Genomic DNA, 17,417 nt, shown 5'->3' with positions numbered 1-17,417 from the left:
CCCGGCCAGCGCGGCGAACAGTTGCATGTCGCGATAACGTTCCATCAGCCGCGCCGCTGCATCGCCGGGTTCAAAGCTGCGTCCTGGCCGAGGCGATGGCTGAGGAAATCGACAAAGGTGAGGATCTTGGCCGGCACCCGTGGGCTTTTCTGGAACACCACCTGGATCGGCAGCGCTGCCGGTTCAAAGTCCTCCAGGACAATCTCCAGCTCACCCGCCGCCACCGCCGCCGCGACCTGATAGGACAGCACCCGCGTGATGCCCCAACCCACTCTCGCCAGATTGATCGCCGCGTTGTTCGCCGTGACCACCAGGCGCGGCTCCACCGGCACCGCCAATGGCTGGCCGCCCTCGACAAATGTCCACTCGCTCAGCAATTGGCTGGAAGACGAGGCAGCAAGCTTCGCCTCGCGTAACTGCGACGGGTGCCGAGGCCGGCCCTGCTGCGCCAGGTAAGCCGGCGCCGCACACACCACCCGGCGCACCTCACCGACCTTGATCGCCTGCTGCCCCGGCTCATGCAGATGACCGATACGCACCGCCACATCCACCCCTTCGTCGACCATGTTGACCACCCGATCCACCAGCAAGGCATTGATATTCACCAGCGGAAAACGGTCAAGGTACTCGCCCAGCACCGGCGCCACATACAACTCGCCAAACAGTACCGGTGCGGTCACCGTGAGGTGGCCGCAGGGGATCGAATAACTGCCCGCCGCCGCTTCTTCGGCTTCGTCCAGCTCGGCGAGGATGCGCCGGCAATCTTCGAGGTAACGCTGGCCGGCCTCGGTCAGGTGCAGGCTGCGGGTGGTGCGCGCCAGCAGCTGGGTGCCGATGCGCGCTTCCATGGCGGCGATGGCCCGGGTCACGCTGGGGGGCGAGGTGTTCAGGCGGCGCGCCGCGGCGGCAAACCCCTCCTCCTCGGCCACTGCCAGGAACACCTGCATTTCGTGAAATCGGTCCATCGATGCGCCTCAGCAACGTTAATGTGATTGCAACCCTACCGCCGTACGCGGCATGCCCACAAATCCCGGCAAGGCCTCGATACTGGCAAGCCAGGCGCGCACCTTAGGGTAGTCGGCCAGCGACACATTGCCTTCCGGCGCATGGGCCACATAGGTGTAGAACGCAATATCGGCGATGCTCGCTTGCTCCCCCGCCAGGAAGCGGGTTTCGCTCAGTTGCTGCTCCACCAGTGCCAACAAGCCATGGGCACGGCTGATCGCCGCCGCCGCATCCACATCGGCACCGAATACCACAGCCAGCCGTGCGGTGGCGGGCCCGGCGTGCAGCTGGCCGGCGGCCGCCGACAGCCAGCGCTGTACGCGCGCCTGCCCCACCGGGTCGCTTGGCAACCATTGGCCCTTGCCGTATTTCGTGGCGAGGTAGACCAGGATCGCGTTGGAGTCCGCCAGTACGGTGCCGTTATCGTCAATCGCCGGGACCTGGCCGAAACGGTTGATGGTCGCAGTGAAGTCAGCGCTTTTATGCGCGCCTTGCTTGAGGTCCACCAGGATGAACTCGCTGGGCAATCCCAGCAGGGACAGCATCAGCTCGGCCCGATGGGAATGGCCGGACAAGGGGAAACCATAGAGTTTGATCGCAGGCTGGGACATGTAAGGCTCCAAGGGTGGGGTTTTGACACCGGTATGTTCCACCGCTGCGCCGACCACTGGAATCACCAGCTTTTACAATCCAGCATTTCAGCCGGTGAAACAATCACTCGCCAAACAATTCGACGATCAACGCAAACAGCGTGGTCTTCACCGCACTGTCCAACGTGGTCCAGGCCAACCCCGTACGCGCCTGAAACGCCCCCAACGCCAGTGGCCGCGACACACAATTGGCCGGCAACGCCCGCGCGGCCTGCTGCGGCAGTACGCCGACGCCCAACCCGGCGCAGACCAGCGCGAGCATGGTGGTGAACTCGCCCAGTTCGGACGCGATCTGCAAAGGGATGCCCACGGCCTGGATAAACTCGTCGTAGAACCCCGGCGCATAGCGCCGCGCAAGGATGTACACCGGCACGTCGAGCAGGTCGCCGGGCTGGATCGACGCCTGCGCGGCCAGCGGATGATCCATCGGCAGGGCCACGCAGAACGGCTCGCGCAGCACCACGCGGGTCTGCACCCCAGGGTAGGCGGCAGGCAGGCGCATCAGGCCGAAATCCAGGCGATCGTTCTTCAGCGCGGCGGCTTGATCGGGGCCGGGCATGTCCTTGAGTTCCAGCTCGATACGCGGGTAGCGCTGATGCACCGTGCGGATCAACTCGGGTAACAGGTGCGGCAATACCGACGACACAAAGCCCAGGCGCACCCGGCCGATTTCCCCCCGGTTGGACGCCCGCGCCGCCTCCGCCGCCCGCGCGGCCTGGTGCAGGGTCGCCTGAGCTTCGGGCAGGAATACCCGACCGGCATCGGTCAAGGTCACCGAGTGGCGATTGCGGTCCAGCAGGCGTACGCCCAGGCCAGTTTCGAGCAGCTTGATCTGCATGCTCAGGGCCGGTTGCACAATCGACAACTGCGCCGCCGCCCGGCCGAAATGCAGCTCCTGGGCCAGTACCACAAAGGCGCGCAAGTGCTTGAGCTCCATCGATCCTCCCCGGTTATCACGGATATTGATCAGCCGATCATAAATGAACATTGGACCTGCGCCCTACACCGGAGTGAAGTTAAGCCAATCAGCCGTTGTTTTGATTATCACAAGCGCGCCCGGAGAAACATGCCCATGCAAAGCGTTCTAGACACCTTTCGCCTCGATGGCCGGCTGGCGCTGGTCACCGGCTCCAGTGCCGGTATCGGCCTGGCCATCGCCCGAGGCCTGGCCCAGGCCGGTGCGCGGGTGGTGCTCAACGGGCGTAACCGCAGCACCTTGCGCGACGCGGCCGCGCTGCTGACCCTTGACGGCCTGGAGGTGCACACCCAAGCGTTCGATGTGACCGACAGCGCGGCGATCCAGGCCGGCGTGGCCGCTATCGAGGAACGCCTCGGGCCCTTGGACATCCTGGTCAACAACGCCGGCATGCAGCGCCGTGGGCCGCTGGAAGACTACAGCGAGCAGCATTGGCGCGAACTGATCAGCACCAACCTCGACAGCGCCTTTCTGGTGGGCCAGGCCGTGGCGCGAGCGATGATCCCGCGCAAGCGTGGGCGCATCATCAATATCTGTTCGGTGCAAAGTGAATTGGGCCGCCCGGGCATCGCGCCGTATGCAGCGAGCAAAGGCGCGTTGAAGATGCTCACCAAGGGCATGGCCATCGACTGGGGCCCCCACGGGCTGACGGTCAACGGTATCGGCCCCGGCTACTTCAAGACCGAGTTGAACGCCAACCTGGTGACCAACCCCGAGTTCAGCGACTGGCTGGTGCAACGTACGCCGAGCCGACGCTGGGGCGACGTCGCTGAGTTGGCCGGTGCGGCGGTGTTCCTGGCCAGCGATGCCGCGAGTTTCGTCAACGGTCATATCCTCTATGTCGACGGTGGCATCACCGCGTCGCTGTAACCCTGGAGAACCTTATGCACGCCATTGTCTGCCACGCCTCAAAAGACCTGCGGGTCAGCCCCCAGGACGAACCTCACAGCCTGGGCCCCGAGCAACTGCGCGTGCGCATTGCCCGCGGCGGCATCTGCGGCTCGGACTTGCACTATTACCAGCACGGCGGCTTCGGCGCCGTGCGCCTGCGCGAGCCGATGGTGCTCGGCCATGAAGTGTCGGCAGTGATCGATGCCGTGGGCTCCGACGCCGGCCGGTTCAAGGTCGGCCAGCGCATTGCCGTATCGCCCTCGCGCCCGTGCGGTGCTTGCCGTTATTGCCATCAAGGCCTGCCCAACCACTGCCTGGACATGCGCTTCTACGGCAGCGCGATGCCCTTCCCGCATATCCAGGGCGCGTTCCGCCAGAGCCTGGTGATCGAGACGCATCAGGCACATCTTTTGGCCGATCATGTCAGCCTCGCCGAAGGTGCACTGGCCGAACCGCTGTCGGTGGGGTTGCATGCGATCCAACGGGCCGGCGCAGTATTCGGCAAGCGCGTGCTGGTGACCGGTTGCGGCCCCATCGGCAACCTGCTGATCGCCGGCCTGCGCGCCGCCGGTGCGGCTGAAATCGTCGCGGTGGACCTGTCCGCCAGCGCCCTGGCCTGCGCGAAAAAAATGGGCGCCACGCGCACCCACAACATCGCCGACGGCATCGACGCGCTCAAGCGCTACACCGCCGAGAAGGGTTACTTCGAGGTGATGTTCGAAGTCTCCGGCAGTGCCCAGGCCCTGCGTAACGGCCTGGACTGCATCGCCCCACGCGGCGTGCTGGTCACGGTCGGCTTGGGCGGTGAGGTGTCGCTGCCGCTGAACCTGCTGGTCAGCCGCGAGATCGACCTGCGCGGCACCTTCCGCTTCCACAGTGAGTTTGCCCAGGCGGTGGACTTGCTCAATCGCCAGGTTATCGACGTGTGCCCGGTGATCTCCCACACGGTGCCGTTCGAGCAGGCGGTGCAGGCGTTTGAACTGGCGGCGGACAAGACCCAGGCGATGAAGGTGGTGCTGGATTTTGGCGTGGTGGATCAGCCTTGAACCTGTGATGAGCCCTTCGGGGTCAGCCATACTTTTGTGGCGAGCGGGCTTGCCCCAGGCTTTTTGTAGGAGCGAGCTTGCTCGCGAAAAACGCCCAGACAACGCGCTCATTCTCGATAAGCGCGGTGGCCCTGAGTTCTTCGCGAGCAAGCTCGCTCCTACAGTGAATCACTTTCGCTTAACTGAACGCTTAGCGCTCTTGCAAGCGCTCACGCAAAAACCGGTGGCTCCTGGAAAACAACCGCCGATAGGTCAACAACACCGCCCCCACCGTGCCCAACGCCGACGACGCGGCAATCAGGAACATGATCACGATCTGATACCGCACCGCGTCCACCGGGCTTTCCCCCGCCAGCACCTGGCCGGTCATCATGCCGGGCAGGCTGACAATGCCGACCACGGTCATTTGGTTCAGCGTCGGGATCATCCCCGCGCGTACCGCCTGGCGGATCGCTTCCTGCGCCGCCTCCCAGCGTGAGCCGCCGAGGGCCAGGATCATCTCGATGGTGTTGCGCCCCGAGGTCAGTTCCTGGGTCATGCGTTCGATCCCCAGGGACACGCCGGTCAGGGTGTTGCCGAGGATCATGCCGAGGATCGGGATCGCGTACTGAGGCTCGTACCACGGGTGGATGCGGATCACCGCAAACAAGCCCACTGCCGTCACCAGCCACGAACTGCCCCACACCGACAGGATGCTGTCGACCCTTTGCCCCCGGTACGTGCGACGCCCACGCCCCGCCGCCGACAGCCCGGCGATCAGGGTCATTGCGCCCATCAACGGCAGTACCACATACCAGTAGGCGAACGCGAACACCCAGCCCAGCAGGTAACCGATGGCCGACAGTTGCACCACGGTACGCACCGCCGCCCACAGCAACTGGCGGCCCAGGCCCAGGCGCAGCAGCAGGGAGAGCGCACCGTTGACCAGGATCAGCGAAGCGGCGATGACCATGTCCAGGGCGGTGAGATTCTGATAATTCATGGCTGGGCCGCCTCGCTCAACACCCCGGCACTCATCTGCCAGTGGATGTCGCTCATGCGCCGGGCCTGGTCGAGGTCGTGGGACACCCAGACATAGGCGCGGGCATTGTCGCCGGCAAACCAGGCGCTGATCAACGCTTCCACATCGCGGGATGAGGTGGGGTCGAGGGCGGCGGTGGGTTCGTCCAGCAGCAGCACCTCGGGGTTGAGTTGCAGGGTGCGGATCAGCGAGACCACCTGGGCCTCGCCACCCGACAGGTCCAACGCGTTCTTGGTCAAAAAATCCGCCGCCTTACCGGCATGCCCCAGCAAAGTGGTCACCGCTTCCGGGTCGAAGCGACGCTGGCGCAGGGTCTTGAGGCTGAAGGGAAAACGCAGGTTGTCCTCCACCGTGCCTTCGAGCAGCGCCGGGCGTTGGGACAGGTAGCTGATATGGCTGCGGTAGTGCGGAATCTGCGCATCGACAATCGGCTGGCTATTCCACAGCACCTGCCCGCTGGTGGGGGCGTCCAGCAACGCCAATGCGCGCAGCAACACACTTTTTCCAGAGCCGGAGGAACCGGTGATCGACACCCGGTCGGCGCGGTTCAAGGTGAAACTCGTGGGTTGGAGCAACAGCACCTGGCGGCGCTCGTCCATGCGCGTGAGGGCGCGGGTTTCGATCAGTGCACTCATGGACGCGGTGTTCCTCTTAAACCTGTTGGGCGCAATGGTGCGGCAGGCGCGGGAAGTTTTCATGAAAAATTTCAAACTATCGCCACCACTACGGCGAAGGCCTTTTGCTTACTTTTGGGCCTTTCCAAAAGTGAGCCGCCGTAAGGGCGGAACCCATAGCGGCCGTTACCGCAGCAACGGATATGTACCCGGCCCAATCCAAAAAAAAGGTCGGCCCAGAGGCCGCCATCGGGGCATAGGTATCTACACAACTTTGGCTCAACGCTGAACGCCCCGCAGATTGGGCTGTTGTGGCGAGCGGGCTTGTCCCGCGCTGGGCTGCGTAGCAGCCCCAGTAAAGAAGAACGCGGTGTATCAGACACTCTGTAGAGGCTGGTTTTGGGGCTGCTTCGCAGCCCAGCGCAGGACAAGCCCGCTCGCCACAGGGAGATTTGTCAGGATCTGAAAAGTTGTGTAGATACCCATCGCCATCGGGAGCAAGCACCCTCCCACACTTGACCCCGTGCAACCCAAAAAAGAGTACGGGTTTGATCCCAAGCCCGATTTGCAATCAAACGCCGCAGTGCCTATATTTCCCGCCTGGCGCTCTCTACGCCACCTTCCGCGGAAAGGGCTGCGCCCAGGACAATGAAGCTCTACCTCATTTCTACGACTCCCAACCTTAAAGCGGAAAAGGTTTGTGCAAGGAGATCGTATGTCGCAACGCCCTGTATCCTCCAACACCGATGGCCGTCTCAACCTTGAGCAACAGCGCAAGCGCGCCAAGGAACTGTTGCGCCAGCTGAAAGCCCAGGACCCCGGCGCCACCCTGTCTCAGGCCCAATGGCAGATCGCCAGGCAACTGGGTTTCAGCAGTTGGCCCAAGCTCAAGGCCCATGTCGACGCCATTGATTTCGCCGCCCGCCATCCCGACTTTGCCGCCAGCGACGAAGCGCGCACCACCCACTGGCGCTGCGGCAATGACATTGCCCATAGCCTTCAGATTGCCGGGTTCAAGGGCCACTTCCACATGCTGAGCGACCCGCTGTGCATGGGGCCGGTTCGCGACATACCCACCGCAGAATTCCGCGCCCTGCGCAGCGAGTTCATCAGCCAGGCCTTTGCCCTGCCCTTAGCGGACGTCACGCGCCGCGTCGACGATGAATACGATCAGCTCCACACCTTGGCCAGTGCCGAGCACAGCGTGCTGTGGTGCGAGGCGGACGCCTATGACCAGTTGTTCCTGATCCGTGCCCTGGCCGGCCTGGAGCAGGCACCGCCCAAGCTGGAGCTGATCGAGGTGGATCGTATTCCCGGTGTCGAGCGCTTTATCGGTATCGGCCAGTTGGCGCCGGATGTATTGGCGTGGCTATGGCTACAGCGGCGCCTCATCGGTGACGATGCGGTGCAACTGGCCAAACAGGCCTGGTCGGCCTATTGCGACAGCTCACCGACCCCGTTGGCCGAGCTTGCCCATGGCAAACACCCGGCCCTGCCCTTGCTGGCGCCGGCGCTGTTGCGTCAATTACAGGAGTTGCCGGGAACACGCGATGGCCTGTCGCTGACCGAGCGCCTGGCCCTGACCTACCTCGCCGAAGCCGGGCCGCTGCCGTTTGGCCGTGTGTTCGCCGAACTGGCGGCCAGGCGCGACCCGCTGCCGTTCCTGGGGGACATGATGTTTCATGCGCTGTTGCGGCCGTTGATCGATGGCGAGCAGCCGTTGCTGACGGAAACCGAGGCGCATCTGGACTGGCCCCGCCGCCCGCTGTCGCTGACCCCCTTGGGCCATAGCGTGCTCAACGGACAGGCGTACTGGCTCGACCATGCCAGCCACGAACGCTGGGTGGGCGGAACGTGCATCAGGCCCGGCCAACCGCACTGGATGATTGATGAGGCCCTGCGCCCCCAGTACAGAACACCGTAAAAAAACAGCCCGCCGTGCATCACCCACGGCGGGCTGTTTTAGTAGTCATCGGCGCCCAGGCTGAAGACGGTGGTGCATCAACGCTGAATCAGGCTAAGGTGCCGCCCACGCGCCCTTTCCCTGCGAGACCTCTGCATGCGACCCCTGATCTTCGCCAGCCTGTGCCTGCTGGCAGGCTGCCAACAAACGCCGCCGGCCAACGACCAGCTCGACGCCGTACTCTGGACCCAGACCTCCATCGAACACGAGTTGATCTATCGCCAGGTCTTCGCCCATGCCACCCGCCAGCTCGACGTGGCGCTGGCCGATCCCAGCTGGGACGCGCTGCCCTTCCCGCCCCGCAACCTGAGCGGCCTGCCGCCGGCGGTGGTGGTGGATATTGACGAAACCCTGCTGGACAACGTGCCGCTCAATGCCCGCGACGTCATCAATAACCAAGTGTATGGCTACGACCGCTGGAACACCTGGGTCGACCAGGCCAAGGCCCAGGCCCTCCCCGGTGCCGTGGCGTTCCTGCAAGCGGCGCAACAAAAAGGCATCACGGTTTACTACCTGACCAACCGCGAGCACAGCCAGGTCGCGGCCACGGTGGCCAACCTGCGCCTGCGCGGTTTTCCGGTGGAGAGCCATCAACAGGTGCTCGCCGCCAGCACGCCTACCGGGCACTGCGAAAGCGCCGGCTACGGCAAGAACTGCCGCCGCCAATGGGTCGCCAGCCATGCTCGCGTGCTATTGATGGCCGGTGATTCCCTGGGGGATTTCGTCCAGGCCGAACGCAACACCCTCGAGGCCCAGCGCAAGGCCGTCGAACCCTATGTGAACTGGCTCGGGCAGCGCTGGTTTTTGCTGCCCAACCCGACTTACGGCAACTGGTACAGCGCGCCCTATGGGGACGATGAAAAGCTGCCGTTCGCGCAGAAACGCCAGCTCAAGCAGCAGGCGTTGCAGTTGCAGGAATAACGCCGGCCTAGTGCAAGCGCCCGCCCAACGGGTACTCGACCGCCAGGCGGATCTGGTTGGCATCCAGCTCCGCCTGGGCCGCATTGCCCCGGTGCACGGCATGGCGCAGGGTAAAGGCGAGATTTTTCGCGGCCCCGGACTGCACCACGTAGCGTGCTTGCAGGTCGCGTTCCCAGTGTTTGCCCCCATCACCGTAGCCGAGCCATTGGTAGCCACCGCCAGGATCCATGTGGCGGCCGTCGATGCCACTGCCGCGGACATACAACGCCGCCAGGCTCAGGCCGGGCATGCCATGGGCCGCCAGGTCCAGGTCATAGCGCGCCTGCCACGAGGCCTCCCGTGGGGCGTTGAAGTCGGACAACGCCACGGCGTTGCTCAGGTAAATCGCCCCGCGCGTCACGTAGTCGAACGGCGTGTCGCCACTGACTTTCTGATACCCCACGCCCACACTGTGGGCACCGAACCGATAGGTCGAGAGCAGGCTCCATGTGGTGTTATCGATGCGCCCCGACAACGCCTTGCCAGTGTCCTGGGTGCGATACAGGTTCAGGTCAACGGTCAGTGCCTGGCCGGGAAACAGCGGCCGGGTGTAGACCGCCCCCAGGTAATGCTGGCGCCAGGTGTCTTCATAGACAGCACTGAACACGCTGGCGCTCAGCCCCTTGATTGCCGTATTGCGCACGCCCACCAAGTCAAAGCGGTCGCCTTGCCTGCCGTTGGAATAGTTGACGACAAACCCTCGGTCATGGCTGCTGGCGTTGCGGTCGGTGCTCTCATTGAAGTGCCCCGCGAACAGGGTGGTGGCCGGCAACTCGCGGCTGGTCAACCACCATCCCGTCGCGGTTTCGGGCAGCAAGCGGCTGTCGGACGAGGCAAACACCGGGGTTTTCACCCGCTGCTCGCCGTAGCGCAATTCGGTGGAGGAAACGCGTAGTTTGGCAACTGCGCCACCGCGGCTGAACTGCTCCTTGGGGTGGCCGTCATTGTCCACCGCCAATAGCCGTGCCTTCCCGGCGCGCCCACCGCCACTGTCCAGTTGCCAGGCGGAATAAACGTGCGCATCCAGGCCAAAACCCAGGGTACCGGTGGTGAAACCCGAGGCGTAGTCAGCCATCAGGCCATAGGCCCATTCTTCCGCCAGGTCGCTGCGCTGGGATCGCGGTTTGTAGGCGTTGCGTGCGCCGTTGCTGAGGGCGCCATGCTGGTAGTCGCGGCGGTCGTAGACACTGCGGTTGAGCAGGTTCCACTGGCTGTCCTCGATAAAGCCTTTGGCGGTGTCTTGTTCGGCGGCGAAGGCGAGCAGGCTCTGCCCTCCCAATGCCAATAGCAGGGTGCGGGTCGATAGCATCTTCACGGTTTGACTCCAGAACGTGTCAGGCAAAGGTGTTCCGCAGGACGCAGAACACCGTTGGTTCCGTCAGAGGTATTTGAGAATCGCGATGTCGCGACGACGCTGTTTGAGGTCGGCGAACCAGCGTGTCGGGAAGAACAGCAACACCCCGAGTATCACGCTCCACAACCACACCATCGGCAGGTCGTCAAAACCGTAGTAGGTGCCTTGGTTGGCGCCCCAGATCGCCAGCGCGACCAGGTACATGGCCTTGAGCACGTACAGGTGCAGCAAGTAGAAAAACATCGGCGCCCCACCGTAGATCGCCAGGGTCGCAGTGGCCCAGCGGGCCTGCCACTTCTCGAACAGCGCCAACAGCAGCAGCGACAGGCCCAGGGTGGGCATCAGGAACATCAGCGACGGCGGGTATTTCTTCGCGCTCATGAAGCTCATGAAGGTGCGCAGCGCATCACCGGTCTGCACCCAGGGTTTCTCGCCATACACATTGAGGTAGCGGATAAACACGAACGCGACCAGCAGGCCTGCACCCAGCTTGACCAGGCGCGAGATACGCTCCGCCGACGGCATTGCCTTGCCAAACCACGGGCCGATGCCCCAGCCCAGCAGGATCACACCGATCCACGGCAATATCGGATACGTCGTGCGGGCGCGGGTGAATTCGGTAATGTCGATAAACACCCGCTGATGCAGGATCGACCAGGGCACGAAGAACGGCGACTCCGGCCCGACGCTCACGCCGTCGAGCAGGTTATGCCCGGCGACAATCGCCACCCCCAGCACGATCAGCCAGGCGCGCTTGAAGTGCAGCAAACCGGCGAGCACGATCATGCACAGGCCGATACACCAGATCACTTGCAGCCACAACGTCTTGGGTGGGAATTCGGCATTCCAGGCAAAGCACACGAAGGTGATTTCCAGGAACACCAGGAACAGCCCGCGCTTGAGCAAAAACACCGAGGTTTCGCGGGCGCTGTGTTTCTGGCTGTAGAGCCAGGCCGACAAGCCCGTCAGGAAGATAAACGCCGGGGCGCAGATCTCGCTGAGCATACGGGTGAAATACAGGTCCGGGGTGACACTCAAGGCGTCGATCGGGTCGGTGACCTGCCGGTGCAGCAAGAAGGTTTCGCGCACATGGTCGATGAGCATCAACAGCATCACAAAACCACGCAGCGCATCGATAGCCAGCATGCGCGTGGCCGCCGTGACGTTCGTGCGGGCAAGCGTCGGCGCAACAGTGCCCGCCTGACCGGCCAATCCTGAAGAAAGGGTCATATCAATCACTCATGAAGGAGGCAATGAATCAGGCTGACTTTTTCAGCCTGGCGACTTCCGATGCCGGCAGTTGCGACGGCGCGCGAGGTAACGCCGCCTGGCCTTGCTGGCGGTGGAACGACAACGTCGAACTGAAGCGTTTGACGTCAAACCGCTCGGGCTTGCCCGCCGGATCAAGACGCTCCCCAGGGCTGTTGTCCTGGTACTCGACGGCCACCACGTAAGTGCCCTGCCAGGGCAGCTCGAAGCTGACGTTGCCGGCGGCATCGCTGCGCTGCTTGAAGACTTCACCGGAGGCGGTTTCCAGCACGACCTCCTGGCCCGTCAGCGGCTTGCCCGCGTAGAACACCCGGAACTGCGCACGGCCCGCCTCGGCAACGCCGGTGGGGACGATATCCAGGGTCAGCTCCGGGCTACGGGCCCGCAGGTCACCGACCCAACGCGTGGCCGGGGTCCAGGCGGCTTTCAAGGTCTTGACGCCTTCATGCACATCGAACATCGGATAGTGCAGGTCTTGCGCCAGCAGCGAATCCTCTTGCCCGGGCTGCTCCGCCAGCAGGAACGCCTGGCGCTGCAGGCTCAGCTGCAGCGGTGCCGACCGGTCGGCCATCGACCAGGCCCGCAGCTGCCTGAACCGGTCCATGCCCCCCGGGGTCACCTCCAGAACATTCTTGTCATACTCCCCGTAGTACAAGGCCAATGGCTGGCCGGGAAGTTGTTCGTACCAAATCTGATGCGCCTCGCTGGCGGTCGCCAGCATGAACGCCCCATAACCCAACAGTGCTTTTGCGTTGCTCATTCGCATTTTTTTCGCTCCGATTGGTGGTGTTCAACCCAAGGCTGTCGCGGCTGGAAAACACCGCACAACCCTGCGCTCCCTCACTCTGCGAGCATTACAGCGCAGGCCCTTTTGCGTTTTTCGCCGAATTGCACCCACGGATCGGTGCAGACCACTGTTTAAGGGCCCGAAAAAGTGTTTTATGCGGGTTGCGTCGAGATGAGGCGTTTAGCCGAGACTACGGGGGGGCGTGTCCAATTGAGGTGCAAAAGCAGTGAGCTTTGATCGTTCCCACGCCCTGCGCAAAGCTGTGTACCGGATGCACCGAGGTGCCTGCATCGCAGGCAAGCCAGCTCTCACATTTGAACCCGTTCCCCCCCTAAAGCGGGGTCAGCTGAAAGACCGCCATCAGGGGCATAGCTATCTACAACGTTGTAGCCACCAACAGTAACCACGATGCGAAGCGAGCCGCCCTTGATCTTGCTTTTGATCTTGATCTCAGGCGCCCCGTTAAACCACGCTGGCCGGAATTCGACAGTGATTTGGGGGGTAAACCGGCAGGGATGCCGGTTTAGCCGCCCCGCGCCATGGATGGCGCGTGGCGGCGGCCCCCCAAATCACTGTCGGATTACGGGCACACCGAGCCTGGGCGAGGTGCCGAGTGGTGGGGCGAAGGCCTTTTGCTTACTTTTGGGCCTCTCCAAAAGTGAGTCGCTGTAAGAGCGAAACCATAAGTGGCCGTTACCGCAGCAACGGATATGTACTCATTCCACGCCAACATCCTGGTCGGCTGTCAGGCCGCCATCAGGTTCAAGCCCCCTCCCACAGGAAAGCGCGCGGATTTCAGTGCCGCAGCAACTTGCGCAACGGCACGCCATCCTTGAGCACCGGCGACTTGATCACGATGTAGCTGAAGTACTTGGAGATGCCAATGTTCTTATCCAACAGGCTCTCGACCACTTCCTGGTAGTGCTGGATGCTGCGGGTCATGAAACGCACCAGATAGTCGTAGCCACCGCTGATCAAGTGGCACTCAAGTACCTCGTCCACCAGGCGGATATTCGATTCGAACTTGGCGAAGTCTTCGCGTTTATGGTCGCTGAGGGTGATCTCGGTAAACACCGTCACCGAGTCGGTGATCTTGGCCAGGTTCAAGTGCGCCTTGTAGCTGGAAATATACCCGGCCGACTCCAGCCGCTTGACCCGTTGCAGGCAGGGGCTGGCGGACAGGCCCACGGCGTCGGCGAGGCTGACATTGGTCATCCGCCCGTCTTTTTGCAGTTCAACCAGAATACTGATGTCGATCCGGTCCAGCTTGACTTGCCCTTCCATCACGTACCTCTTGACTGCCGTTTGTAAGACAATCTTCTAGCAAAATCAGCGCCGTAAAGACAGCTGATGCTGCGCCACCAGATCCGCCATGCTGTTGATGCAGTACTCCGCCGCACAAGGCGAAGGCTGCCGTGCCCGGTGGCGGCCGATCAAACAGCGGTCCAGCGCCCCGTGTGCGCCGACCGCCGGTCGCGTCACATGCAGCACCGGTTGCAGCTGCGCGCCTCGGTCCGTGAGCCATTGCGGGTCTTCGGCGAGGGAAATGAAATCTTCCGGTGCAATCCCCAATCGCTCGCACAACACCCCGCGGTCCTCGGCATCACGGTCGCCACGCACCAGCAAACGGTAGAACTTGCGCAGGTACAGCATGGCCCCCGGCGCATCCTCGAACAACGACCAATTGCCCGCCGAACGCGCAAAGCTCATGCCCTCCTCCCAACTGGCGTGCAGCCCCCAACTTTCGGCCAGTTGGCGATGGGCAAAACACAACACGCCACTGAAGCCCAGCTCGGCGAAACGCGGGTAGAGCCTGGCAACCTGCGTGTTGAATTCGGCCAGCACCTGATCCTTGGCCGGCTGCCCGCCACGGCTGTCGAGCAGCGGCTGCAACGCCGCCCACACCCCTGAATCGCGATCCACCAGCACTTCATCGCAATCGATCAGCAACGCTCGATAATCTGTCAGTCCCATGTGGGGTCAAGCCTCCAATGCCGCAGTTGGCCCGTAGCGGGCACAGCCTCAGTTCAAGACCCGTGCCAAGGCGCCGTCGAGGATTTCCAGCGCTTCGTCGACCTGGGCTTCGCTGGTCACCAGCGGCGCGAGGAAGCGCAGCACATTGCGATGTACCCCGCACTTGATCACCAGCAAACCACCGGCCCGGGCTGCATCGATCAGGCGTTGGTTGAGGTCGGCATCCGGGGTGCGGGCCGGGTCATCCTTGATCAACTCCATCGCCAACATAAAGCCGGTGCCGCGCACATCGCCGATGCGCGAGTAGCGCGCCTGCAAATCGAGCAACCCCTGGCGCAGGCGCTCGCCCAGTACTTGGCTGCGCGCCAGCAACTGCTCCTGCTCGAACGCATCGATCACCGCCAACGCCGCCGCACAGGCCAGCGCATTACCACCGTAGGTGCCGCCCAGCCCGCCGGGCAGCGGTGCATCCATGATGTGCGCCTTGCCGACCACGCCGGACAACGGCAAGCCGCCGGCCAGGCTCTTGGCCACGGTAACCAGGTCGGGCTGGATGCCCGCGTGCTGGAAACCGAACCAGGTGCCGGTGCGACCGAAGCCGGTCTGGATCTCGTCGAGGATCAACACGATGCCATGCTTGTCGGCCAACGCCCGCAGCGCCTGGAGAAACTCAGGGGGCGCAGTGAGGAAACCGCCATCGCCCTGCACCGGTTCGATGATGATCGCAGCCACCCGCTCCGGCGCTACCTGGGTCGCCAGCAACTCATCCAGGGCCTTGAGCGCGATGTCACTGGTCACGCCGCGATAAGCGTTCGGGTAAGGGGTATGGAACACCTCCGGCGCAAACGGCCCGAAGTTCTGCTTGTAGGGCTGGCTCATGCCGGTGAGCGTGGTGCCCAGCAATGTGCGCCCGTGGAAACCGCCACGGAAGGCGATGACCGCCGAGCGATTGGTATGGGCGCGGGCGATCTTCACCGCATTTTCCACCGCCTCGGCGCCGGAGGTGAAAAACGCCGCTTTATAGGCTTCCTGGCCGCCGATCATTTCACACAGGCGCTGGGCCAGGTCGAGGTAAGGCTGGTAGGCCACCACCTGGAAGCAGGCATGGGAAACCTTCTGCAACTGGGCCTGCACGGCGGCGACCACCTTGGGGTGGTTATGGCCGATGTTGAGCACGCCGATACCGCCGACGAAGTCCAGGTAACGCTTGCCATCCACGTCCCACAATTCGGCGCCCTGGGCGCGATCGATCACCAGCGGGTGCGCGGTCACCAGGCCACGGGGCACGAACTGCTCGCGCTGACGGAGCAAATGAGGGGTTTCGTCGACTTTGCTATTCATGGCATTTCCCATCGTGAGTCCGGCAACCGGAAGGTGGTTGCGATGCAGTCCAGAGTACGGCCTGCGGGCAACCAACTACGCCGAACTTGCCCCGTGAGAAATTCGGATCAACTGTTTTCGCCCCGCGTTTCAACAGATCCTGCGCCGGGCTTTGGGCGATGATGATGCTTCCGTTTATCCAGCAGGAAATGCCCATGGCCTTGCTCTACAAAGCTGACCCGGTGCGCGGCCGACACTGGCAGGCACTGTTCGCCCAACACGCGCCGGATATCGAGTGGCGCACCTGGCCCGACCTCGGCAACCCCGCCGAGGTCGACTACCTGGCCGCCTGGCAGGCACCGGAAGATCTGGCCCGCGTGCTGCCCAACCTGAAGGTGTTGTTCGCCTTGTCGGCCGGTGTCGATCAGTTGGACCTTGATCGCCTGCCTGCGGGCCTGCCGGTGGTGCGCCTGCTGGACCCGGGCATCACCCGCGGCATGTGCGAGTACGCCAGTTGGGCGGTGCTGAGTCTGCACCGCGACATGCTGCGCTATCGCCAGCAGCAGGTGGCGCGCTGTTGGCAGGCGCACCTGTTGCAGCCGGCTGCGAACCGGCGTGTGGGCGTGATGGGGTTGGGTGCCCAGGCCCAGCAGATCCTGGCGACCTTGGCACCCCTGGGCTTTGCCCTGTCCGGCTGGGCGCGCAGTGCGCACCAGGTGCCGGGGGTGGAGTGTTATGCGGGGGAAGCGCAACTCCCGGCGTTTCTCAGCCAGTGCGATATTTTGCTGTGCGTGTTGCCGTTGACGGAGCAGACCCAGGGGATTCTGGACCGGCGCTTGTTTGCGCAACTGCCACGGGGGGCGGGGTTGGTGAATATGGGCCGTGGGGGGCACCTGGTTGAAGAGGATTTGCTCGAGGCGCTGGAGAGTGGGCAGTTGAGTGGGGCGGTGCTGGATGTGCTGCGGGAAGAGCCGGCGACGCCGGAGCATCCGTTTTGGGAGCACCCGCAGGTGTTGTTGACGCCGCATATTGCGGCTATGACCCAGCCGGAGAGTGCGTTTGGGGTGTTGTTGGAGAATATTCGGCGGTTTGAGCGGGGGGAGGAGATGGTGGGTGAGGTGGATCGGTTGCGGGGGTACTGAGTACATATCCGTTGCTGCGGTAACGGCTGCCTATGGTTCCGCTCTTACAGCGGCTCACTTTTGGAAAGGCCCAAAAGTAAGCAAAAGGCCATCACCCCACCACTCGGTACCTCGCCTAGGCTCGGTATGCCCGAACGCAGGCTTGAATCCGTGGGCCGCCGTCATGGGCCGTCCCTGGCCCAGGACGGCTAACCCGGCGTCCTGCCGGGTTACCCACGGATTCAAGCCTGCGTTCGGCCAGCGTGGTTAACGGGGCGCCTGAGATCAAGATCAAAAGCCAGAGCCAGAGCAGATCAAAAGATTGCTGACTTCGTCAGCGGTTAAGGAAGTAGAAGCCACACCGCGTACGCGTCAAAGATCAGGTCGGCTTTAAGGCCGCCTCGCTTTGTTTTTGATCTGGGATCGCCCCGTCAAACACGCTGGCCGAACGCAGGCTTTGGAGCGT

The 17,417-nt window shown here is 63.3% G+C and carries 16 protein-coding genes; 5 read left to right on the top strand and 11 right to left on the bottom strand.

Features of this window, described 5'->3' with window-relative positions:
• Positions 1–44: 44 nt before the first annotated feature.
• The 3 genes from BFQ01_RS22645 to BFQ01_RS22635 form a co-directional block, all read right to left on the bottom strand.
• Positions 45–965, bottom strand: a complete 921-nt coding sequence (locus BFQ01_RS22645; RefSeq protein WP_065926979.1) for a LysR family transcriptional regulator — start codon at positions 963–965, stop codon at positions 45–47.
• A gap of 18 nt (positions 966–983) precedes the next feature.
• A complete protein-coding gene (locus BFQ01_RS22640) occupies positions 984–1,616 on the bottom strand; it encodes a glutathione S-transferase family protein (RefSeq protein WP_065926978.1) in 633 nt (210 codons plus the stop codon).
• 103 nt (positions 1,617–1,719) lie between these two features.
• Complete coding sequence (locus tag BFQ01_RS22635; protein WP_065926977.1) at positions 1,720–2,592, bottom strand: LysR family transcriptional regulator; 873 nt, start codon at positions 2,590–2,592, stop codon at positions 1,720–1,722.
• Positions 2,593–2,727: 135 nt separating this feature from the next.
• On the opposite strand from BFQ01_RS22635, the gene BFQ01_RS22630 reads away from it, so the two are divergent.
• Both BFQ01_RS22630 and BFQ01_RS22625 read left to right on the top strand, forming a co-directional pair.
• Positions 2,728–3,501, top strand: coding sequence for a glucose 1-dehydrogenase (locus BFQ01_RS22630; protein ID WP_065926976.1), 774 nt, complete (start codon positions 2,728–2,730; stop codon positions 3,499–3,501).
• A gap of 14 nt (positions 3,502–3,515) precedes the next feature.
• Positions 3,516–4,568: an L-idonate 5-dehydrogenase gene (locus BFQ01_RS22625; RefSeq protein ID WP_065926975.1), complete on the top strand. Its 1,053-nt coding sequence runs from the start codon at positions 3,516–3,518 to the stop codon at positions 4,566–4,568.
• A gap of 190 nt (positions 4,569–4,758) precedes the next feature.
• Here BFQ01_RS22625 and fetB read toward each other — a convergent pair whose 3' ends face one another.
• Together fetB and BFQ01_RS22615 are read right to left on the bottom strand one after the other, a co-directional pair.
• Positions 4,759–5,550, bottom strand: coding sequence for an ABC transporter permease (gene fetB / locus BFQ01_RS22620; protein ID WP_065926974.1), 792 nt, complete (start codon positions 5,548–5,550; stop codon positions 4,759–4,761).
• On the bottom strand, positions 5,547–6,224 hold the full coding sequence (locus BFQ01_RS22615; protein ID WP_065926973.1) for an ABC transporter ATP-binding protein: 678 nt from the start codon (positions 6,222–6,224) through the stop codon (positions 5,547–5,549). The genes fetB and BFQ01_RS22615 overlap by 4 nt, the downstream gene beginning before the upstream one ends.
• Before the next feature lie 694 nt (positions 6,225–6,918).
• Here BFQ01_RS22615 and BFQ01_RS22610 point away from each other — a divergent pair.
• The gene (locus tag BFQ01_RS22610; protein ID WP_065926972.1) at positions 6,919–8,127 is read left to right on the top strand and encodes a DUF1835 domain-containing protein; all 1,209 of its coding nucleotides are present in this window, start codon (positions 6,919–6,921) and stop codon (positions 8,125–8,127) included.
• Positions 8,128–8,262: 135 nt separating this feature from the next.
• A complete protein-coding gene (locus BFQ01_RS22605) occupies positions 8,263–9,087 on the top strand; it encodes a 5'-nucleotidase, lipoprotein e(P4) family (RefSeq protein WP_065926971.1) in 825 nt (274 codons plus the stop codon).
• 7 nt (positions 9,088–9,094) lie between these two features.
• Here BFQ01_RS22605 and BFQ01_RS22600 read toward each other — a convergent pair whose 3' ends face one another.
• From BFQ01_RS22600 to gabT, 6 genes are all read right to left on the bottom strand, one after another.
• Positions 9,095–10,435 (bottom strand): OprD family porin, encoded by a 1,341-nt coding sequence (locus tag BFQ01_RS22600; protein WP_370671272.1) that lies wholly within the window; start codon positions 10,433–10,435, stop codon positions 9,095–9,097.
• A gap of 69 nt (positions 10,436–10,504) precedes the next feature.
• Positions 10,505–11,710, bottom strand: a complete 1,206-nt coding sequence (locus tag BFQ01_RS22595; protein ID WP_065926969.1) for a DUF1624 domain-containing protein — start codon at positions 11,708–11,710, stop codon at positions 10,505–10,507.
• A 28-nt stretch (positions 11,711–11,738) separates the two neighbouring features.
• Entirely contained in the window at positions 11,739–12,509 is a 771-nt protein-coding gene (locus tag BFQ01_RS22590; RefSeq protein ID WP_256097772.1) for a DUF4198 domain-containing protein, read from the bottom strand.
• Positions 12,510–13,331: 822 nt separating this feature from the next.
• Entirely contained in the window at positions 13,332–13,820 is a 489-nt protein-coding gene (locus tag BFQ01_RS22585; protein WP_010449292.1) for an Lrp/AsnC family transcriptional regulator, read from the bottom strand.
• Between the two features lie 45 nt (positions 13,821–13,865).
• Complete coding sequence (locus BFQ01_RS22580) at positions 13,866–14,510, bottom strand: 2-haloalkanoic acid dehalogenase (RefSeq protein ID WP_065926967.1); 645 nt, start codon at positions 14,508–14,510, stop codon at positions 13,866–13,868.
• A gap of 48 nt (positions 14,511–14,558) precedes the next feature.
• Complete coding sequence (gabT, locus tag BFQ01_RS22575; RefSeq protein WP_065926966.1) at positions 14,559–15,851, bottom strand: 4-aminobutyrate--2-oxoglutarate transaminase; 1,293 nt, start codon at positions 15,849–15,851, stop codon at positions 14,559–14,561.
• A gap of 194 nt (positions 15,852–16,045) precedes the next feature.
• Between gabT and BFQ01_RS22570 the strand changes: the two genes are divergently transcribed.
• Positions 16,046–16,972, top strand: coding sequence for a 2-hydroxyacid dehydrogenase (locus tag BFQ01_RS22570; RefSeq protein ID WP_065926965.1), 927 nt, complete (start codon positions 16,046–16,048; stop codon positions 16,970–16,972).
• Positions 16,973–17,417: the final 445 nt, after the last annotated feature.

The organism is Pseudomonas sp. 8 R 14, from assembly GCF_900005955.1.
Lineage (GTDB): Bacteria > Pseudomonadota > Gammaproteobacteria > Pseudomonadales > Pseudomonadaceae > Aquipseudomonas > Aquipseudomonas marginalis.
Note: the sequence above shows the minus strand (reverse complement) of the source record. Positions and strands in the feature narration are given on the sequence as shown.